Annotated in this window: 17 protein-coding genes; 7 read left to right on the top strand and 10 right to left on the bottom strand. The window is 60.7% G+C overall.

From position 1 onward, the window contains the following. Positions 1–64 precede the first annotated feature (64 nt). Both QRN31_RS30475 and QRN31_RS30470 read left to right on the top strand, forming a co-directional pair. Complete coding sequence (locus QRN31_RS30475; protein WP_285436565.1) at positions 65–1,510, top strand: NCS1 family nucleobase:cation symporter-1; 1,446 nt, start codon at positions 65–67, stop codon at positions 1,508–1,510. Between the two features lie 166 nt (positions 1,511–1,676). After that, positions 1,677–2,609 carry a DMT family transporter gene (locus tag QRN31_RS30470; RefSeq protein WP_285436563.1) on the top strand — a complete coding sequence of 311 codons (933 nt, stop codon included), beginning with the start codon at positions 1,677–1,679 and terminating at the stop codon, positions 2,607–2,609. Here QRN31_RS30470 and QRN31_RS30465 read toward each other — a convergent pair. Next, positions 2,554–3,735, bottom strand: a complete 1,182-nt coding sequence (locus tag QRN31_RS30465; RefSeq protein WP_285436561.1) for an MFS transporter — start codon at positions 3,733–3,735, stop codon at positions 2,554–2,556. The genes QRN31_RS30470 and QRN31_RS30465 overlap by 56 nt on opposite strands. A gap of 103 nt (positions 3,736–3,838) precedes the next feature. On the opposite strand from QRN31_RS30465, the gene ptrR reads away from it, so the two are divergent. Together ptrR and QRN31_RS30455 are read left to right on the top strand one after the other, a co-directional pair. Continuing rightward, the gene (ptrR, locus tag QRN31_RS30460; protein WP_285436559.1) at positions 3,839–4,732 is read left to right on the top strand and encodes a putrescine utilization regulator PtrR; all 894 of its coding nucleotides are present in this window, start codon (positions 3,839–3,841) and stop codon (positions 4,730–4,732) included. A gap of 139 nt (positions 4,733–4,871) precedes the next feature. After that, positions 4,872–5,000 (top strand): PA1414 family protein, encoded by a 129-nt coding sequence (locus tag QRN31_RS30455; protein WP_007914492.1) that lies wholly within the window; start codon positions 4,872–4,874, stop codon positions 4,998–5,000. A gap of 88 nt (positions 5,001–5,088) precedes the next feature. Here QRN31_RS30455 and QRN31_RS30450 read toward each other — a convergent pair whose 3' ends face one another. The 6 genes from QRN31_RS30450 to speB form a co-directional block, all read right to left on the bottom strand. Then, on the bottom strand, positions 5,089–5,340 hold the full coding sequence (locus QRN31_RS30450) for an acyl carrier protein (protein ID WP_285436555.1): 252 nt from the start codon (positions 5,338–5,340) through the stop codon (positions 5,089–5,091). A 55-nt stretch (positions 5,341–5,395) separates the two neighbouring features. Beyond that, positions 5,396–6,121: an MBL fold metallo-hydrolase gene (locus QRN31_RS30445; RefSeq protein ID WP_285436554.1), complete on the bottom strand. Its 726-nt coding sequence runs from the start codon at positions 6,119–6,121 to the stop codon at positions 5,396–5,398. A gap of 85 nt (positions 6,122–6,206) precedes the next feature. Beyond that, a complete protein-coding gene (locus QRN31_RS30440; RefSeq protein WP_222585170.1) occupies positions 6,207–7,586 on the bottom strand; it encodes a sodium:solute symporter family protein in 1,380 nt (459 codons plus the stop codon). A gap of 189 nt (positions 7,587–7,775) precedes the next feature. Then, complete coding sequence (locus QRN31_RS30435) at positions 7,776–9,287, bottom strand: purine-cytosine permease family protein (RefSeq protein WP_285436553.1); 1,512 nt, start codon at positions 9,285–9,287, stop codon at positions 7,776–7,778. Positions 9,288–9,341: 54 nt separating this feature from the next. After that, positions 9,342–9,764 (bottom strand): YybH family protein, encoded by a 423-nt coding sequence (locus QRN31_RS30430; protein WP_285436551.1) that lies wholly within the window; start codon positions 9,762–9,764, stop codon positions 9,342–9,344. 10 nt (positions 9,765–9,774) lie between these two features. Continuing rightward, on the bottom strand, positions 9,775–10,725 hold the full coding sequence (speB, locus tag QRN31_RS30425; protein ID WP_090181405.1) for an agmatinase: 951 nt from the start codon (positions 10,723–10,725) through the stop codon (positions 9,775–9,777). Between the two features lie 311 nt (positions 10,726–11,036). On the opposite strand from speB, the gene QRN31_RS30420 reads away from it, so the two are divergent. Further along, positions 11,037–11,930, top strand: a complete 894-nt coding sequence (locus QRN31_RS30420) for a LysR family transcriptional regulator (protein ID WP_007945995.1) — start codon at positions 11,037–11,039, stop codon at positions 11,928–11,930. A gap of 4 nt (positions 11,931–11,934) precedes the next feature. Next, positions 11,935–12,531 (top strand): tRNA-uridine aminocarboxypropyltransferase, encoded by a 597-nt coding sequence (locus tag QRN31_RS30415; RefSeq protein ID WP_285436548.1) that lies wholly within the window; start codon positions 11,935–11,937, stop codon positions 12,529–12,531. Between the two features lie 137 nt (positions 12,532–12,668). Here the strand turns inward: QRN31_RS30415 and QRN31_RS30410 are convergent, their stop codons facing one another. Genes QRN31_RS30410 through QRN31_RS30400 form a run of 3 tightly spaced genes read right to left on the bottom strand, consistent with a single transcriptional unit; the run spans position 12,669 to position 17,595 of the window. Beyond that, positions 12,669–14,048 carry an HlyD family type I secretion periplasmic adaptor subunit gene (locus QRN31_RS30410; protein WP_090181407.1) on the bottom strand — a complete coding sequence of 460 codons (1,380 nt, stop codon included), beginning with the start codon at positions 14,046–14,048 and terminating at the stop codon, positions 12,669–12,671. Positions 14,049–14,057: 9 nt separating this feature from the next. Beyond that, positions 14,058–16,217: a type I secretion system permease/ATPase gene (locus QRN31_RS30405; RefSeq protein WP_222585174.1), complete on the bottom strand. Its 2,160-nt coding sequence runs from the start codon at positions 16,215–16,217 to the stop codon at positions 14,058–14,060. Positions 16,218–16,236: 19 nt separating this feature from the next. Further along, entirely contained in the window at positions 16,237–17,595 is a 1,359-nt protein-coding gene (locus QRN31_RS30400; protein WP_285436547.1) for a TolC family outer membrane protein, read from the bottom strand. Positions 17,596–18,186: 591 nt separating this feature from the next. Here QRN31_RS30400 and QRN31_RS30395 point away from each other — a divergent pair. Further along, positions 18,187–20,104, top strand: a 1,918-nt coding sequence (locus QRN31_RS30395) for a retention module-containing protein (protein ID WP_285436545.1), incomplete at its 3' end; no start/stop codon positions are given.

Genomic DNA, 20,104 nt, shown 5'->3' with positions numbered 1-20,104 from the left:
GCCAGCTCCCGTGTGCAGTGTGGTTGCTGCATCAATTCCGGGGGCTGTTTCGAGGAGCCCCGCGATGACCGAGCAATTGCCCAACGGCTACAGCCCCCGCCTGTATAACGAGGATCTGGGGCCGCTGCCGCAGAAATGGAATTGGTACAACATCTTCGCTTTCTGGATGAGCGATGTGCACAGCGTCGGTGGTTATGTGTTCGCCGCCAGCCTGTTCGCCCTGGGCCTGGCCAGTTGGCAGGTATTGATCGCATTGCTTGGCGGGATCTGCATCGTGCAACTGATCGCCAACCTGGTGGCCAAGCCGAGCCAACAAGCGGCGGTGCCATACCCGGTGATCTGCCGACTGGCCTTCGGCGTGTTCGGGGCGAATATTCCTGCGGTTATCCGCGGACTGATCGCCGTGGCCTGGTACGGAATTCAGACGTACCTGGCGTCCAGCGCCTTGATCATCGTTGTATTGCGATTCTTTCCTGCAATGGCGGCCTACGCCGAACCGCATTTCGCCGGTTTGTCCTACCTGGGCTGGTTCGGTTTCCTTAGCTTGTGGTGTGTCCAGGCGTTGGTGTTCTGGGCCGGCATGGAGTCGATCCGACGTTTCATCGATTGGGCAGGACCGGTGGTGTATGGCGTGATGTTCATGCTCGCGGGTTGGATCGTCTGGCAGGCCGGCTGGAGCAACATCAGTTTCACCCTTGCGGAAAAATCCCTGTCCGGCTGGGAAGCGTTCGGACAAGTGATTGTCGCCACGGCGCTGGTGGTGTCTTACTTTTCCGGTCCGACCCTGAATTTCGGTGACTTCAGTCGCTACTGCCGAAGCATGAAAGACGTGCGGCGTGGAAATTTCTGGGGCTTGCCGGTGAATTTTCTGGCCTTCTCCCTGGTTACGGTGGTCATCGTTTCCGGGACCTTGCCGGTGTTCGGTGAAATGCTGCACGACCCGATTGCCACTGTGGCGCGCATCGACAACAGCGTGGCCGTGCTGCTCGGCGCCTTCGCCTTTGTCACCGCGACCATCGGCATCAACATCGTCGCCAACTTTGTGTCCCCTGCATTCGATTTCGCCAACGTCGCCCCGAGCAAAATCAGCTGGCGTGCCGGCGGGATGATTGCGGCCGTGGCCTCGATCTTCATCACCCCGTGGAACCTGTTCAACAACCCCGAAGTGATTCACTACACCCTCGACGTGTTGGCGGCGTTCATCGGTCCGCTGTTCGGGATTCTGCTGGTGGATTACTACCTGATCAAAAAACAGCAAATTGACGTCGATGCGCTGTTCGATGATGGCCCCAACGGTAAGTATTACTACAGCGGCGGGGTCAATTGGACGGCGGTTAAAGCGCTGATTCCTGCAACCTTCACGGGCGTGGCCATTACCTTTACCCCTGTATTGCAACCGATGGCGAACTTCGCCTGGTTCACTGGCTGCTTCCTCGGGGGCGCCCTGTATCTCGTGCTGGCCTGGCGCGAACAAACCCAGCAAACCGTAGCGGTGGCCACCGCCGGATGACGCAATCGGGAATTTAAAGGTCCCGTTCAGGCGGCATTTTCTGGCCATCTGGTTAATAATCGACAGCATAATTTTTCGCCCCGGCGATGCTTTTTGAACAAGCACGCCGGGGCTTTGCTTTTTACTGTCGAGTCACTGCCATGGATTGTGTTGTCGAGGTGTTCCGGTGAGCGCCACCCGGCGTAGCGCCGATGGGTTTGCCCTGCAAGTGATGATCGGGCTGTGCCTGATCTGGGGTGTGCAACAGGTCATGATCAAGTGGGCGGCGCCCGATATTGCACCCGTGATGCAAGCGGCGGGGCGGTCGGGTATTTCCGCGTTGCTTGTAGGACTGTTGATCTGCTGGAAGGGCGGCTGGGATCAGGTCGGTAGCACTTGGCGCGGCGGCTTGCTGGCCGGAGCATTGTTCGGCCTGGAGTTCTACTTCATTTCCGAAGGTTTGCAACTGACTACGGCCGCGCACATGTCGGTGTTCCTTTACACCGCGCCCATCTTCACCGCGTTGGGCGTGCACTGGCTGCTGCCCAGTGAGCGTTTGAGGCCCGTGCAGTGGCTGGGGATTTTCCTCGCCTTCGTCGGGATCGCCGTTGCCTTTGCGGGTGGCGTGTCCTGGGACAACCTCGATCACCGCATGTTGATGGGCGATGCATTGGGCGTGCTGGCCGGTGCTTCCTGGGGCGCGACCACAGTAGTGGTGCGCGCCTCGCGACTGTCGGAAGCACCCGTCACCCTGACCCTGTTTTATCAACTGATCGTCGGATTCGTCGGCCTGCTGCTGATCGCGATGCTCAGTGGTCAGGTCACCCATGTCAGCCTGACCACGTTTGCGGTGGCGAGCGTGCTGTTTCAGGGGTTGGTGGTGTCGTTCTTCAGCTACCTGACGTGGTTCTGGCTGCTGCGCCGTTACCTGGCGGCGAATCTGGCGGTGTTTTCGTTCATGACGCCGCTGTTCGGCGTCACGTTCGGCGTGGTGCTGCTGGGTGAAAAATTGAGCCTCAACTTCGTCATCGGTGCCGTACTGGTGTTGCTTGGCATCACCTTTGTCAGCGCTGAGCAGTGGGTGCGCCGTCGTTTGCGCAAAGCCCTTGGGCAGCACTGACCGGACGAAGTAACAGCCCGCCGGCGATGAGCAAGCCGCTGCCGGCGAATACCAGCGCTGGCGCCAATCCGCCGCTGAAGTGGCTGCTCAAGGCTGCCAGCAACGGCCCGCTGAGTTGGCCCACGGCAAAGCACGCTGTCAGCAGCCCGGCATTGCGCTGGGCGGCGTGGGGCGCCAGTTCCCGCGAACGTTGCATCACCAGTTGCATGCAGGCGAGGAACGGCGTGCCGCACAGGATCACCCCCAATGCCAGGCCCGGACCGCTGCCCAACAGGCAGGCGAACACCCCGGCCGCTTGAAGCCACAATGTGGTTATCAGCCAGTGACGCGTGCCATTCGCGGTTTGTCGACGCAGGCTGACCAGCACCACGCCGATGGCCGACGCCAAGCCGAAGCACGGCCAGAACAGGTCGGCCTGCCATTGGCCATGAAACTGTGCGCTGGCCATTTGCGAGAGAAACGTGGCCGGGATGATGTAGCCCAAACCGTACAAGCCGTAGATCAACGCCAGACGGCCGATGCCTTGATTGCCCGATGTGACGGCGTGTTGCACGGTGGGCGCACTCGCGCCAGGCTGCGGCAGGAAAGGCAGGATCCCAAGCAGCATCGCCAGCCCTACGCCGGCGTAGACCAGCCACAAGGTGGCAGAGGTCTGCCCCAGCAGGTTCGAGCCCAAAGCCAGCAACCCTGTCAGAAAAATCCCCAGACCCGGTCCGGCAAATACCAGAGCGCCGAGGCGTGGACGTCCGGCGGCTGCGGCCAGTGGCTGGCTCAACGCCGTAATCATCACCAACACCCACGCACTGGCGACGCCGGTGCCGAAGCGCAACACAAGGTGCGACCAGAAACCGTTGGCCCAGAACGACGCCAAGGTCAGTAGCACGCACAGCCACAAGCCTCCCAGCAGACGTCGCCGGACTTGCTCCGGGCGACGGGAGAACATTGCATCCACGGCGCCGACGAAGTAGCCGAGGTAGTTGGCGGCGGCAATCAGACCGGCGGCGGTCAGGTCGATCTGGCCTTCGCTGAGCAAGTGCGGCATTTGCGGGGTGAGGGCGAAACGCCCGATGCCCATGGCCATCATCAGGGCGATAAAACTGGCGGACAAGCGGATCAGAGGGGACATGGTCTGAGTTCCAGCAGAGGATCAATGACCGTCAGGCTAGGACTGATTGACTTTCTTTAAAAATGAATAATAGTGAGTAACTTGTTCTGAATTGGAGAATATCGTGGAGTTCAGCCAATTACGGATCTTTCAGGCGGTCGCGCAGGAAGGCTCGATCACCCGCGCCGCCGAGCGTTTGCATCGGGTGCCGTCAAACCTGTCGACCCGGCTCAAACAGCTTGAAGAGCAACTGGGCGTAGAACTTTTCGTCCGCGAGCGTCAGCGTTTGCAGTTATCGCCTGCGGGAAAAGTCCTGCTGGACTACACCGCCAAGCTCTTCGCCCTGCATGACGAAGCCAGTGCGGCGGTGCAGGGCGGGCAACCGGCCGGGGATTTCGTGCTGGGCACCATGTACAGCACGGCGGCGATTCATCTGCCCGAGTTGTTGGCGCGTTATCACCGCACGTACCCGGCGGTGAACCTGCAGGTGCAGTCCGGGCCCAGCGGCGAATTGCTTGAAGGTTTGCTCACCGGTCGTCTCGATGCCGCGCTGGTGGATGGCCCGCTGGAATTGGCAGGCCTGGACGGCGTGCCATTGTGCGACGAACGGCTGGTGCTGATCAGCGAGGCCGATCATCCGCCGGTGCACAGTGCGCGGGATGTTGAAGGCCGGTCGGTGTTCACGTTTCGGCAAGGCTGTTCGTACCGGATGCGTCTGGAGGCCTGGTTTGCTCACGACCACGCCGCGATGGGCCGGGCGATGGAGATCGAGTCCTACCCGGGGATGCTCGCCTGCGTGATTGCGGGTTCAGGGGTGGCGTTGATGTCGGAGTCGATGCTCGCCAGCCTGCCGGGCCGTGAAAGCGTGGCGGTGCACCCGTTGGCCGAGCCGTTTGCCCGCGCAACCACCTGGCTGATGTGGCGCAAGGGCATGGTCGGGGCCAACCTGAATGCCTGGATCGAACAACAGCAAGCGGTCTATCCATCGACAGCGGTTCGGGATCGAGCGATTGCTTGAACTAATGGTCAAGTATTTTGTTCAATTCAGTAACAGATCATTGCGGATTTGGACGAGCAATACGTAGGACTTCGGACTATTATCAGTGCGAAGCGGCTACAGAATTCCGGTCGCTCGGCACTACCCTGAAGGGGGCACCATGAAAGAGAAAATCCAAAACTGGCTGCACGATCTGGGTGTTGCACTCGGTTTGATTGAACCGCCTCTGCAACCTGTGCCTATTCGTACTGACGACGAACAACGCCGACGCCAGCAGCGCCGCCGGTAACGCGGCGCAAGTAGTGTTTGTAGCCGCTGCCGAGCCCGCGAGGCCGCGTTCGGCGGCGCAGACGCAAATCCAAAAGAGTGGGCGGACTTCAATGCCGCCCGATCTCGATCAAAAACCGGCTCAAGTCATTCGCCGTCCGGGCGGTCTTGAGCATCTGGTCTTCTTCCGCCGTAAACGCCGTTAACCCCAGCTCATCTTCCAGATGGAAGATCAACTCTTCGATGTCCTGCTTATCCAATCCCATCTGCGCCAGGCTGGCGTTGTCGTCGAAGTCATCCTGACGCTCCAGCAGGCGGCTGATGAAACGATGCACGGCGGCGCGAACGGCGGCTCTTTTCATGGTTGTTCTTCGAGGGCGTTATTGTTGTTTTCCCTGACGTTGAGTACAGCAGGCTTCAGGCATGTGAGCGCTGCCACTCGTCAATCATCGTGCGCAAATGCTCTCCGGAAAAGCTGCCGAAATGCCCGCCGTGAACCGTGCGGATCGGCAACTCGCGCAAGCGCTGCAGGCTGCGGGCGTAGTCGTCGAGATTGGAGTGGTAGGCATCTTCGATCAGCGGGCCGTCGTAGATGATGTCGCCGCTGAACAACGTTTCGGTCGCCGCTTCATACAGGCTGATGCCGCCCGGTGAATGCCCCGGTGTGTGCAGAACCTGCAGCACACGATTACCGAGATCCAGTACGTCGCCTTCTTCAATCATGCCGGTGGCCGGCGCGGCTTTGACCCGGTATTCGGCGTAGCACAACGGACAGTCCGGGTGCGCTTCGAACATGTCGTCACCGACAAACGCCGTACTCAGCGTGTTATCGCCATCGGGGTGAGCAAGAATCTGTGCTTCGGCCGGATGCACCAGCCGTTCGGGGAATTCGTGATGTCCGGCAATGTGGTCGAAATGGCAGTGACTGGCCACCGCCACCAACGGCCGCTCGGTGATCCACGGCAATTGCTCGCGCAGGCTGACCAGCCCGGACCCGCTGTCCAGCAACAGGTCTTTGTCGCGGCCCTGAACGTGCCAGAGGTTGCAGCGATAGAAGGGCCGGATGTAAGGCTCGTGAATCAGCCGAATGCCGTCACTGAGCTGTTTGACTTCGAACCACTGGTCGCGGCTGACGATCTTCATAAGCATTTTCCTTCAGGCGAAAAAAAACGGATGTGGCAACCGACGCCACACCCGTCGAAGAAAGCATCAAGTCGTTATGTTCAGCTTAGGCGGGGCTGGCCACGGCTGCCGGGCGCGGGGACAGCAAGCTGACCAGCACGAAGCTCACCAGGCCGACGCCGAGGCTGTAGTAGATCGGGGTGTTGGCGTCCAGACCGTCTTTGAACATGAACACCAGCGCGGTAGCGAAGCCCATGCCCATGCTGGCGATAGCGCCGGCGGTGGTTGCGCGCTTCCAGAAGATCGCACCCATCAGCGGGATCAACATGCCACCGACCAACAGGTTGTAAGCCAGGGTCAGCGCGCTGATCACGTCGTTCACCACTAGCGCGATACCGAGCACAACAATACCGGTCAGCAGGGTGAACAGGCGGTTGATGCCCAGGCTCGACTGTTTACCGCCACGCAGTTTCGGCAGCAGGTCTTCGGTCAGGGTGGTGGCAGCGGCGAGCAGGCCGGCGCTGGCGGTGGACATCATGGCCGCCAGTGCAGCGGCGATCACCAGGCCACGGATACCGTCCGGCAGGGACAGTTTGACGATGGCGGCGAAGGCGTTGTTGACGTTGTCCAGGTCCGGGATCAGCACGTGAGCGGCCATGCCGATCAGGGCGCAGGCCAGTCCGTAAAGGATGCAGTAGAAACCGGCGAACGTACCGGCGTACTGGGCGACTTTGGCAGACTTGACGGTGAACACCCGTTGCCAGATGTCCTGACCGATCAGGATGCCGAAGAAGTAGATCATGAAGTAGGTAATGATGGTGTCCCAACCGATGGTGGTGAAGCTGAAGGCAGTTGCCGGCAGTTTCAGCACCAACTCATCCCAGCCGCCGACGCGATACAGGCAGATCGGCAACAGGATGAACATCAGGCCTACGGTCTTGATCACGAACTGGACGATGTCGGTCAGGGTCAGGGACCACATGCCACCGATCGCCGAGTAGATCACCACGACGCCGCCACCGAGCAATACCGAGACCCAGAACGGCAGGCCGAACAGCACTTGCAGGACCGTGCCGATCGCCAGGATCGAGGTCACGCCGATCATCAGTGCATAGGCCAGCATGATCGCCGCGCTCGCGGAACGGGCCATCGGGTTGTAGCGTTTTTCCAGCACCTGGGTAACGGTGTAGATCTTCAGTTTCAACAGTGGTTTGGCGAGGAACAGGTTCAGCGCCACGATCCCGCAACCCAGTGCGGCGCAAAGCCAGAAACCGGAAATGCCGTGGACGTAGCCCAGGCGTACGGTGCCGACGGTGGACGCGCCGCCCAGTACGGTGGCGGCCATGGTACCCATGTACAGGCTCGGGCCGAGGTTCCGGCCGGCGACCAAAAAGTCTTCGTTGGTCTTGGCCTTACGCATCCCGTAGTAGCCGAGTATCAGCATTGCGGCTGCGTAGATGAGTACGACGAATAAATCCAGTGCCATGTTGGCGTGTCTCCGATTGTCTTTTTTATGTTGAAGCGAAAATCAATCCCTGCGGGAACATCAATTCCTGTGGGCGCGTGGCTTGCCCGCGATGGGAGTACACCGATCTGTCAGACAGATCGCGTCATCGTTCATCGCGGGCAAGCCCGCTCCCACAGGTCATGTGTTGGCCACAGGTAATGCGTTTGATCAGGCGGCTTGTCGAACCGCCGATTTACCGAGCGAATTCGAACCCTTGCTGCGTGCATCCTGCGGGCCGAACACTTCCCGTGATTCCGGGAACAGGCTGAGCAACGTCAGGTACACCAGCGACGCCAGGCCGAGGGTGACCGGCAGGCTGATGTCGATGCCACCCGCCAAATCGCCCAGCACGCCCACGAACTGCCCTGGCAGGTTCACGAAGCACAGACCCACCAGTGCGCTCGGGATCCAGGCACCCAGGCCACGCCAGTTCCAGCCGTGCGTGAACCAGTAACGACCACCTTTCTCGCCGCGAGTGAACACTTGCAGATCATCCGGGCAATAGAAGCCACGACGCACGACCAGGCCGATGATCATGATCACCATCCATGGCGTGGTGCAGGTGATGATCAGTACGGCGAAGGTCGACACGCTCTGCACCAGGTTCGCCGCGAAGCGACCGATGAAGATGAACGCGATCGACATCACACCGATCAGCAACGTCGCCTTGACCCGCGACAACACGCGAGGGAATACGCTGGACATGTCCAGCCCGGTGCCATACAGCGACGTGGTGCCGGTGGACATGCCGCCGATCACCGCAATCAGGCACACCGGCAGGAAGAACCAGCTCGGCGAAACTGCCAGCAGACCGCCAACGTAGTTGTTGGCCGCGATGTAGTCCGGTGCCTTGATCGCCACGATGGTGGCGGTCGCCAGTCCGAACAGGAACGGGATGAAGGTCGCAACCTGCGAGATCACCACCGCCGCCATGATCCGGCCTTTAGGCGTATCACGAGGGATGTAGCGCGACCAGTCACCGAGGAACGCACCGAAGGAAATCGGGTTGCTCATCGCCACCAGCGCAGCGCCGATAAAGGCCGCCCAGAAGCCCGGCTGGCCCATGCTCACGGTGCCGGCGTAGTTCACATCGAAAGGTCCGATGAAGGCGAAGATGCCCAGCAGGAACAGCAAGCTGGCGCTCCACACGGCGATCTTGTTGACCCACAGCAGGAAGCGGAAGCCATAGATGCAGACGGTCAGCACCAGGATCGCGAACAGACCGTAGGCCAGGCCCAGGGTCAGGTCGGTTTCCGGCAGGCCGATCAGGCGCTTGGCGCCACCGATCAACGCATCACCCGAGCTCCATACCGAGAGCGAGAAAAACGCGATAGCGGTCAACAGCGACAGGAACGAACCGACGATCCGCCCGTGCACGCCGAAGTGCGCACCGGAAGACACGGCGTTGTTGGTGCCATTGATCGGGCCGAACAGGCCCATTGGCGCGAGGATCAGCGAACCGAGCAACACACCGAGGACAATCGCCCAGACGCCGGCCTGAAAAGACAGGCCGAACAGCACCGGGAAACTGCCGAGCACGGCGGTGGCAAAGGTATTCGAACCGCCGAAGATCATCCGGAACAAGTCCGTCGGGCCTGCGGTACGTTCGTTGTCCGGGATCTGTTCCACCCCGTAGGTTTCAATTTGCGTAAGGCTTTGGTCTTTGTTGTTGTTATTCATGATCAGCTCCGATCATAAAGGCGCACTCATCGTGTGTGAGCGTCACCTGTTTGGCTAAGGGGTTGGCAGCCCTTCCGGCATTGCGGACAAATGTTCGTGGCAGGCCAGCCATAGGCCTTGTTGTTCTTGGCCAGACGCTTGTTTCTTGAAAACAATCGTCTCGCGCTCCTGGCTGAAGTGTTGCTCCCCCTGCATGCGCAGCTCGGTGGCCACGTCATGGATAAAAATCGCTACATCACCCTGCAGGCTGACGAAGGCGTTGCTCGAAGTGCACGAGAGCACCTCGAAGCCATCCTCCGAGCGCCAGCTGTCCCACAACGCCTGATAGGCATCGCGCGACAGCAGAGGCTGCTCGAGGGTGTAAAAGACGAAGCTGGCATCGGCGCTGAAGGCGCCGAAGTAGGCTTCGCGATCGTTGCGGGCAAACGCCGACACCAGGTCGGCGGCGGCTTTCAGAACCTGATCACGTTCGTTCATCAACCATCCCTCAGCGGTGGGTCACGCCAGGCAGCACGCAGAGCATTTCGTACAGCAAGTTGGCGGCCAACAGCGAGGTGTTGCCGGTGGTGTCGTAAGCGGGCGAGACTTCTACCAGATCGCAGCCGATCAGGTCGAGGCCTTGGCAGCCACGAACGATTTCAATCGCCTGAATGGTCGTCAGACCACCGATTTCCGGGGTGCCGGTGCCGGGTGCCCACGCGGGGTCGATGCCATCGATGTCGAAACTCAGGTACACCGGACCGCCGCCGACTTTCTCTCGAACTTCGGCCATCAGCGGAGCCAGGGATTTGTGCCAGCACTCTTCGGCCTGAACCACGCGGAAGCCTTGTTTACGGCTCCAGTTGAAGTCTTCAGAGGTGTAGCCCTGAGCGCGCAGGCCGATTTGCACTACACGATCGCAATCGATCAGGCCTTCTTCGGCCGCACGACGGAACGTGGTGCCGTGGGCGATTTTCTCGCCGAACATGTGGTCGTTCACATCAGCGTGAGCGTCGATGTGCACCAGGCCGACTTTGCCGTGCTTCTTGTGAATGGCACGCAGGATCGGCAGGGTGATGGTGTGGTCGCCGCCCAGAGTCAGGGGGATCACGTTGTGTTCGAGGATGGCGTCGTAGGACTCTTCAATGATCCGTACGGCGTCCAGCAGGTTGAACGTGTTGATCGCCACGTCGCCGATGTCGGCCACCGACAGCGAGTCGAAAGGGGCTGCACCGGTCGCCATGTTGTACGGACGGATCATCACCGATTCAGCGCGGATTTCGCGAGGTCCGAAACGGGTGCCTGGACGCAGGGAGGTGCCGATGTCCAGTGGGACACCAACAAAGGCAGCATCCAGACCGGCAGCGGTTGGCAAATGGGGAAGGCGCATCATGGTGGCGATGCCGCCGAAGCGCGGCATTTCATTACCGCCCAGTGGTTGGTGAAGAATCTTGTCCACGGGAAAGGCCTCATCGTCGTTGTTTTATTTATGTCGGTTGCGCAGGTCTGGACAGACACAGGCACCGTTGTGGGGCGATTCTGCGAAATGTAGTGCGCGGGAAGAATCGCTACGGGCAAATACTTAGTTCAGATTTTTCTAAACTAAAGGCCGCGACAGCGATAGACTTCTTCGCGTGATCGTTCCCACGCTCCGCGTGGGAATGCATCCACGGACGCTCCGCGTCCCGCTCTTTTTGTGCATGTGACGCAGAGCGTCACGGGCTGCATTCCCACGCAGAGCGTGGGAACGATCGACCGGTGGAGAAACCCATGGCCAACGCTTTACCCGATCTGAAACTATTGCGCATCTTCGTCAGCGTGGTTCGCCATCAGGGGTTTGCCAACGCTCAGCAAGAGCTCAACCTCTCGACCTCGGCCATCAGCACCTACATGAGCCAGCTCGAAGCAGCCCTTGGCCTAGTGCTCTGTCATCGTGGTCGCGGCGGCTTCAGCCTGACCAGCAAGGGCGAGTTGTTCCATCAGGAAACCCTGCGCCTGCTCGGCGAGCTCGAAGGGTTCGAGCAATACGCGGCGGCGCTCAAGGGCGAGCTGCGCGGCACCTTGAACCTCGGCGTGATCGACTCCACCGTCAGCGACAAGGCCTTGCCTTTCGCCGAAGCCATCGGCGCCTATAGCCAGGAGCACCCGGCCGTGCACTTGCACCTGTCGGTCATGAGCCCCTACGAATTGCAGCTCGGCGTGCAGGACAACCGCCTCGACCTGGCCATCGGGGCGTTTTCCACGCGCATGAGCGGCCTGGTCTACATGCCGCTTTATCGCGAGCAGCACTGGTTGTATTGCAGCAGCCGGCATCCGTTGTTCACCGAGCGGCGCATCCCAGAACAAGTCATCACCCAGCAACGCATGGTCGGCCGGGGCTATTGGAGCCAGGCTGAACTGGCCCGCCACGGTTTCAAGCACAGCGCCGCGACCGTGGAAAGTATGGAGGCGCAGTTGATTCTGGTGTTGTCCGGCGCCTACATCGGTTACCTGCCGGAGCATTACGCCCAGGCGTGGGCCGACAAGGGAGATTTGCGCGTGTTGCTGCCGGCGACCTTTGGTTATCAGGCGCCGTTCTCGATGATCGTGCGCCGTGGTCGCAGCCGTGAACCATTGATCCAGACTTTCCGCGACCTGCTTAAAGCACAACTGAATCAGGCTTGAGAACATGTCCAGAGCCCAATGTCCGCGCTGCCTGCGCCCACAAACCCATTGCCTGTGCCCACTGATCCCCAGTCTCGACAGCCGCACGCGGGTGCTGTTGTTGCAGCATCCAAGCGAGGTGAACCACGCACTGAACACCGCTCGATTGGCGGCGTTGGGCTTGAACAATGCCGAGTTGGTGGTGGGCGAGGTGTTCGACGATCTGTCGGCGTTGTTGAATCAGCCGGGTTATCAGGCGCGGTTGTTGTTTCCAGCTGATGATGCGCAGCCGTTGCAAGCGTACACCGGGAACGAAGAGCCGCTGTTGCTGGTGGTCCCGGACGGCACCTGGCGCAAGGCGCGCAAGCTATTGCACCTCAACCCGTTGCTGGCGGCGTTGCCGAGGGTGACGCTGGCGGAGGGCGGCGTGTCGCGCTATCGACTGCGCAAGTCGCCGGGGCCGGGGGCGTTGTCGACGGTGGAAGCGATAGTCCAGGCGTTGCAGACGCTTGAAGCGCCAACGACGTTCGAGCCGTTGTTAAAACCGTTCGAGGCGTTGATCGAAGGGCAGATTGCAGCGATGGGGGAGGAGACTTTCCAGCGCAACCATGGGCTGAAATAGGCGGTTTCGCTGATGGCCTCATCGCGGGCAAGCCCGCTCCCACAGTTGACCAAGTTCTTCCTGAAGGAATGCGGCCCCTGTGGGAGTGAGCCTGCTCGCGATAGCGGTAGAACAATCACAGGGAATCCCAGCAAAAACTACCTTTCGCGCATCGCTTCGGTCCGGGCTTTAAGCACCGGTTTAAGCAGGTAATCCAGCACGCTCTTCTCACCGGTAATGATATCGACCGTCGCCACCATCCCCGGAATGATCAGCAACGGCTTCACATCCCCGCCCAAGTGATTCTTGTCCGTGCGCACCTGAATCAAATAAAAACTGTTGCCCTTGTCATCGGTAATCGTGTCCGCCCCGATCAACTCAAGCTTGGCACTCAACCCGCCATAAATCGTGTAGTCGTATGCACTGAACTTGACCATCGCTTTCTGCCCCGGGTGCAGAAACGCCACGTCCTGCGGCCGCACCTTGGCTTCGATCAGCAGGTTGTCTTCCAGTGGCACGATTTCCACCATGTCGCTGCCGGGCTGGACCACGCCGCCGATGGTGTTGACCTTCAGCACCTTGATAATCCCGTGCACCGGCGACACCACCGTGGTGCGGCTCACGCGGTCGTCGATGGCGATGCTCGACGCAGTGATTTTCGACAGATCGGTGCGTTTTTCATTCAGCTCTTTCGCCGCGTCCGAGCGGAAGGATTGTTCCGATTCATCGATCTTGCTCTTGATCTCGTTGATCGCCGATTCGGCCCGGGGAATCGCCAGCGTCGTCGCATTCAACGAGCCGCGAATTTCCACCGCGCTGCGTTTGAGGCGCAGGATTTCCACCGGGGAAACCGCCCCGGTGCCCACGAGTGGCGCAGACATGTTCATCTCTTGTTGCAGCAGCGCCAGGCTTGAACTGAACTGCCCTTGTTTTGAGCGAAATTCCGCCAGCTCCTGGGTTTTCTGCCGCAGTTGCTCACTCAGCGTGCGCTGTTCACTGGCCAGTCGGCGCTGGCGTTGTTCATACAGCGAGCGTTCGTCTTCGGCCACTTGCGGCGCCTTGGCGATCACTTCAGGCGAGAGCTTGAACGGCCGGCCTTCCGCTTCCGCCGAAAGACGTTCGACTTGCGCCGTCAGCGCGTAGCGATCCGCTTCGCTCTCACCCTTGTTCGACAGAAAGCGCGTGTCATCCAGGCGCAGCAAAGTATCGCCCTTGTTCACCATTTGTCCTTCGCGGACAAAAATCTCGGTGACGATGCCGCCCTCCAGGTTCTGGATCACCTGAACCTTGCTGGATGGAATCGCCTTGCCTTCGCCCATGGTGACTTCTTCCAGCACCGCAAACTTGGCCCAGACCAGCGCCGCAATAATCAGTCCGGCGGCCAGCCAGACGGTGATCCGCGAACCACGGGGTGAGTCCTGCAACGAAGCGCCAGCGGTTTCCGGCATGAACTCGCTCTCGGCGGTTTTGCCGAAGCTGCCGAAATAGCCGCGCGACTTCGATTCAGGGAGCGACGCGTCGGAAGATGAACGGGCCATGGTGAGCTCCTAGACAGCCGCAGAGCCGACACGGCCCTTGCGCAGTGCATCGATGACCGCTTCTTTCGGACCGTCGGCGACGATCCGCCCGTTGTCCAGCACCACCAGCCGATCCACCAGGCTGAGCATCGAGGTGCGGTGGGTCACCAGCAACAAGGTTTTGCCCTGGACCCAGCCGTGAAGTTTCTGCCGCAAGACGTCTTCGCTGCTGTTGTCCATCGCGCTGGTGGGTTCGTCGAGCAGCATGATCGGCGGATCGAGCAACAGCGCCCGAGCCAGCAACACGGCCTGACGCTGGCCGCCCGAGAGCAATTGGCCGCGTTCGCCCACGGGCCGGTCGAAGCCTTGTGGGTGCTGGCGAGCCAGCTCGGTGACGCCGGTCAATTCAGCCACCTCAAGCATCCGCGAGTCGCTGATGTAACGCGCGCCGAGGGTCAGGTTGTCGCGCAGGCTGCCGGCGAGCAACGGCAGGTCATGGGCGACGTAGCCGACTTGCTGGCGCAGGTCGGCGACATCGAGTTGCCGCAGATCCAGGCCATCGAGCAGCAACTGGCCTTCTTCCGGGGCATAGAACCCCATCACCAGCCGCGCCAGAGTGCTCTTGCCCGAGCCGCTGCGACCGATGATGCCGATCCGTTCACCCGGTTTGACGCTGAAGCTGACGTTGGCCAGTGCCGGCGCATTCTGGCCGTTGTAGTGGAAGGTCACGCCGCTGACGTCCAGTGCGCCTTGCAGTTGCGTGCGCTCAAGCGGTCTTTGTTTGGCGTCGCGCTCCTGCGGCAAGGACATCAGCGCGTCGGTGCTTTTCATCGTCAGTTGCGCTTGCTGGTAGCGGGTGATCAGGCCGGCGATCTGCCCCAGGGGCGCGAGGACGCGGCTGCCGAGCATGTAGGTCGCCACCAGCGCGCCGACACTCAGGTTGCCGGCGATGATGCTGTAGACCCCGGCGACGATGGTCGCCATGCCGGAGAATTGCTGGATGAACAGCGTGCCGTTGGTGGCCAGCGCCGAGAGGTTGCGCGCATGGCTGTCGAGGCGGGTGAGGGCGCCGTGGGTGCTTTCCCATTTGTGCTGGCGTTCGCTTTCGGCGCTGCAGGCCTTGAGGGTTTCGAGGCCGCCGAGGGTTTCGATCAGCAACGCTTGGCGTTCCGCGCCCAGGCTCAAGCTTTTCTGCACGGTGTCGCGCAGGCGCACCTGGATCACCATGGCGAAAATGATCGTGATCGGAAAAGCCAGCAGCGGAATCACCACCAGCCAGCCGCCGAGCAAGCCGATCACCACCAGCATCAGCACGGCGAAGGGCAGGTCGATCAGGCTGGTCAGCGTGACCGCGGTGAGAAACTCACGCAGGCCCTGGAAATCATGAATGCTCTGGGCGAAACCACCGATGGTCGCCGGCCGCGCTTTCATCGCCATGCCGGTGATGCGTTCGAACAAGGTGGCCGACAGAATCACATCGGTTTTCTTCCCGGCAGTGTCCAGCAAGTGCGCGCGGACCACCCGCAACACCAGTTCGAAACCGGTGCCGATCAACAGACCGATCGACAGCACCCACAAGGTCGACGTGGCCTGGTTAGGCACCACCCGATCGTAGGTCTGCATCACGAACAGCGGCACCATCAACCCCAGCAGGTTGATCAGGAAACTCGCCAGAATCGCGTCGCTGTACAGCCATTTCGACAGCTTCAACGTGTCGCGAAACCACGCCTCCACGCGCGGCACCAGTGGCGAGCGCAAGTCTTCGAGTTCGTGACGCGGCCGGGCGAACAAGGCCTGGCCGCTGTAATTTTCGGCCAGTTCCTCGCGGCTGACCCATTGTTCACCGCCGTCGGCTTCGCTGGGCAGGATCAACAGCCGGCCGTCATCGCCAAAACGTCGCAGGATGGCGGTGCGCCCGTTATTGAAAATCAGCATCACCGGCAGGTTGAGCGCGGAAATATCCGCCAGTTCACGGCGCAGCAAACGCGCCTGCAAGCTGGCCCGGGCCGCTGCGCGCGGCAACAGGTCCAGGCTCAGACGCTGTTTGTTCAAGGGCAGCCCGGCGCTCAGACTGGCGCGACTGACCGTCGCGCCGTGGAGTTTGCAGAGGATCAACAGACCGTCCAGAAGCGGGTCATCGAAGCTCAGGCGCGGATCAACACCGATGTTGCCGGGTTCCATGCTGGTCACATTGATCGCTCCGGTTGAGCTATTTCAGTTCAGGCAAGCGCGCTTCGTTTTTCACTTCAGAAGAGGCGATCGCATCTGCGGGCAGCACCACGCGTTGTTTGCTCAGCAACTGGCCCATGTTCGCCAGCACGCGGTACATCGAGAATTCCTCGATGTAGCGCACTTCGGTGTAGCGGCGATTGGCGTTGTAGAGCTCGTTTTCACTGTCGAGCAAATCGAGCAGGGTGCGCTGGCCGAGGCCGAACTGATCCTGGTACGCCACGCGAACGCGCCGGCTGGTCTCAGCGTATTCGCGTGCGGTCGGGGTTTGTTTCTTGGCGTTGACCATGGCGTTCCAGGCCAGGTGGATGTTTTCGTTGAGTTGGCGCAGGGCATTGTTGCGAATGTCCATTGCCTGGTTGATCTGGTGCGCGTCGGACGCCAGGCGCGCCTTGTCGCTGCCACCGCGAAACAGGTTGTAGTTCATCACCACACCCGCGCGCCACTCGTTGTCGTGACCAATATCGCCTTGCACGTTGTTGTTGGCGCCCACTGCCGCTTCGGCGTCGAAACGCGGGTAGAACGGCGACTTGGCGACTTCGTACTGGCTCTCGGCCGATTGCACATCGGCCTGCGCGGATTTCAGGTACGGGTTGTTTTCCACCATGCTCTGCTGGGCTTCCGGCAGGGTGGTGGGCACCTCGCCGCGAATCGACGGCGGTGCTTCGAGCTCATCGGGCAGGCGACCCACGACGGAGTAGAAATTCGACTCGGCGTCCGCCAGATCGACTTCGGCGGTTTCGAGGTTGTTTTGCGCCAGTGCCTTACGGGCTACCGATTGGTCGGAGTCGGCGTTGCTGCCGACGCCGCGCTGGGTGCGCAGGCCGATCTGGTCGTTGACCCGCAGGTGCGCCTGCAGGTTGTTCGTGGCCAGGGTCACCAGTTCACGACGCTTGAGCACTTCGAGGTAGACCTCGATGGTGCGCAATGCCAGATCCTGGGCGGTGCCTTGAGCGTAATAGGCCCGGGAATTGACCACGCCTTTGGTGCGCTCAACCTCGTTGGCGGTGTTGAAACCGTCGAAGAGCATTTGCCGCAGGCGCAGCTCCGACTGGGTGTAGTTGAGGGTTTCGGTGTGGTGATTGCCCAACGCTCGAGTATTGGTGTTATCGCTGTACCCGCGCCCGTAGGCGGCGTTCAGATCAACTGTTGGATAAAAGCCCCCTTTGGCAACTTTCACTTGCTCATCGGCCGAGAGACGGCTGTCAACGCGTGACGCCAGCTCCGGGTGGGTCGCGATGGTGCTCTGGATCGCCTCGGTCAATGACATGGCTTGAGCCTGGGATGTACAGGCCATGGCCAGCAGAATTGCGCTGCATAGGGGGGTTAAAACGCGCATGGGTACATCTCCCTGATTCCTGATGGTACTTTATCGATCGCCAATTATTTGACGACTTTTATAGGTGAAATCGTTTCACTCTTGTAACAACAGAGCTAAGAACATTCTAGAGAATAGCTAAGAAATTTTTTTCATAAGCCTTATGCCAAAAAAAACTTATGCGCTCTGCTAAATCCAGCACATTGTTCACTCCGAAAGCCCTTGATTTCGGAGCTTTAGGGAGCTTCTCGGGACTTTGAAAAAGTTCCATCCACTTATCGACATAGGGCGGAGAAGTGCTGAAGGGGAGGGAAGCGAGCGATTTTGGGGTGACGGTTTTTTGTCACTTTGGTGCTTCAAAATCGTTACGCATCGTTCACTGAGCAGGTTGACCCGGAACAGACCTTCAATGTCATTGATTGCATTGAGGTTTACAAAAAATCCGGACACCTCGCCCCGTGAGCGACACGCTTGGCGAGACGATCGCCAGGGCGGCGGCTTACTCAGGTAAACGCGCCCGGCAGGCGATCCGCCAGGCCACCTGCTTGAACCATGAGCACATCTTCGCGAACAACAGGATGCCGACAGCTGTTGGCAGCGGAGGAAATGCACATGGCAACGCTCATCGGTATCGTCAGTAAGGTCATTGGTGAAGTATTCGCGGTCGCGGGCGACGGCACCCGGCGCGCGTTGGTCGAGGGCGATCGATTGTTCGCTGGCGATCAACTGGTCACCGGGGCCGAAGGCGCGGTGGCGGTGCATCTGCAAAATGGCCAGGAACTGACCCTTGGGCGTGGCAGCAGCCTGGACATGACGCCGCAGTTACTGGCGCATCAGGCGCCCCATGTGGACACCGCTGAAGCGGTGACGCCGACGCAAGCGCAACTGACCGATGTCGAGCAACTGCAAAAAGCTATCGCGGCCGGCGATGACCCGACCCAGAACGCTGAAGCCACGGCGGCCGGTCCGGCATCGACGGGCGCACCCGGTGGTGCAGCGGGTGGTGGCCACAGTTTCGTCATGCTCGAAGAAGTGGGGGGGCACGTCGACCCGACCATCGGGTTCCCTACCGCGGGCTTCAACGGCATTCCCGAATTTCCGCTGGAGCGTCTGGCCGCTGATCCGAACAACGGTGCCGGCGACACAGGCGTTGTGCCCGTGCCTGACGTTCCGAACAACCCGGTCACCCTTACCGGCCTGTCGGTCGCGGGTGGCGAGCTGACCCTCAACGAAGCCAACCTCGCCAACGGCTCCGCCAGCAACCCGGGCGCGCTGACCCAGAACGGCACTTTCACCGTATCCGCGCCTGATGGTCTGACCAGCCTGAGCATCGGCGGGATCAACGTGATCACGGGCGGAGTGGCTGTCGGCTTTCCGCAGTCGATCACCACGCAACTGGGCAACACCCTGACCGTCACCGGCTACAACCCGGCCACGGGCGTGTTGAGTTACAGCTACACGCTGGTCGGCAACGAAACCCATTCGGCCGGCGACGGGGCCAATAACCTCAGCGAACAGTTCACCGTGGTGGCCGGTGATTCCAACGGCGATACCGCCACCGGCACGCTGGACGTCAACATCACCGATGACGTGCCCAAAGCGGTCAATGACAGCAACGCAAGTAACGCCTCGGAAACCCTGCTGACCCTCACCGGTAACGTCCTGACCAACGATGTACAAGGCGCCGACCGCATTCCCGTCGGCCCCCACAGCGGGCCGATCATTGGCGGCACCTTCACTGGGACCTACGGCACGTTGGTGCTCAACCCCAACGGCACATACACCTACACCCTCAACACCAGCGATGCAGATTTCAAAGCCCTGCACGGCGGTGGCAACGGCACCGAAACCTTCACCTACACCCTCACCGATGCCGACGGCGACACCAGCACCGCCAACCTGGTGCTGCAAATCCACAACAACGACGATCCTGTGACCCTCGGCGGCCTCAACGTCGAAGGTGGTGAACTCACCGTCTACGAGAAAAACCTCAGCGACGGCACCAGCCCTAATGCGCCGACCCTGACCCAGAGCGGCACCTTCACGGTGGCTGCCCTCGATGGTCTGCAAACCCTTGATGTCGGCGGTATTCATGTGGTGGTCGGTGGGGTTGCGGCAGGCTTTCCGCAATCGGTCGTTACGCCGCTCGGCAGTACGCTGACCGTCACCGGCTACAACGCCGCCACTGGCGTGGTCAGCTACACCTACACCCTGGTGGAAAACGAAGCGCATCCAACTGCCAACGGCGCCAACAGCCTCACCGAAAACTTCAACGTAGTCGCGACCGACACTGACGGCAGCACCGCGTCGGGCCAGATCAACGTCAACATCGTCGACGATGTGCCCAAAGCGCTCGATGACAGTCATGCCGGCACCGCCTCGGAAACCCTGCTGACCCTCAACGGCAACGTGCTGACCAACGATGTACAAGGCGCCGACCGCGTGACCGTCGGCGAAAATACCGGGCCGATCACGCCCGGCACGTTCACCGGGGTTTACGGCACGCTGGTGTTGAACGCCAACGGTACGT

It is taken from the genome of Pseudomonas sp. fls2-241-R2A-110, assembly GCF_030209165.1.
Taxonomy (GTDB): domain Bacteria; phylum Pseudomonadota; class Gammaproteobacteria; order Pseudomonadales; family Pseudomonadaceae; genus Aquipseudomonas.
This window is presented reverse-complemented; position numbering and strand designations above follow the sequence as displayed.

Excerpts from the sequence above, each read along its gene's own strand:
- QRN31_RS30420 (WP_007945995.1), top strand. The coding sequence starts at position 11,037 with ATGGCCAACGCTTTACCCGATCTGAAACTATTGCGCATCTTCGTCAGC.
- QRN31_RS30430 (WP_285436551.1), bottom strand. The coding sequence starts at position 9,764 with ATGAACGAACGTGATCAGGTTCTGAAAGCCGCCGCCGACCTGGTGTCG.
- QRN31_RS30400 (WP_285436547.1), bottom strand. The coding sequence starts at position 17,595 with ATGCGCGTTTTAACCCCCCTATGCAGCGCAATTCTGCTGGCCATGGCC.
- QRN31_RS30410 (WP_090181407.1), bottom strand. The coding sequence starts at position 14,048 with ATGGCCCGTTCATCTTCCGACGCGTCGCTCCCTGAATCGAAGTCGCGC.
- QRN31_RS30475 (WP_285436565.1), top strand. The coding sequence starts at position 65 with ATGACCGAGCAATTGCCCAACGGCTACAGCCCCCGCCTGTATAACGAG.
- QRN31_RS30450 (WP_285436555.1), bottom strand. The coding sequence starts at position 5,340 with ATGAAAAGAGCCGCCGTTCGCGCCGCCGTGCATCGTTTCATCAGCCGC.
- QRN31_RS30440 (WP_222585170.1), bottom strand. The coding sequence starts at position 7,586 with ATGGCACTGGATTTATTCGTCGTACTCATCTACGCAGCCGCAATGCTG.
- QRN31_RS30415 (WP_285436548.1), top strand. The coding sequence starts at position 11,935 with ATGTCCAGAGCCCAATGTCCGCGCTGCCTGCGCCCACAAACCCATTGC.
- QRN31_RS30455 (WP_007914492.1), top strand. The coding sequence starts at position 4,872 with ATGAAAGAGAAAATCCAAAACTGGCTGCACGATCTGGGTGTTGCACTC.
- QRN31_RS30445 (WP_285436554.1), bottom strand. The coding sequence starts at position 6,121 with ATGAAGATCGTCAGCCGCGACCAGTGGTTCGAAGTCAAACAGCTCAGT.
- QRN31_RS30465 (WP_285436561.1), bottom strand. The coding sequence starts at position 3,735 with ATGTCCCCTCTGATCCGCTTGTCCGCCAGTTTTATCGCCCTGATGATG.
- QRN31_RS30435 (WP_285436553.1), bottom strand. The coding sequence starts at position 9,287 with ATGAATAACAACAACAAAGACCAAAGCCTTACGCAAATTGAAACCTAC.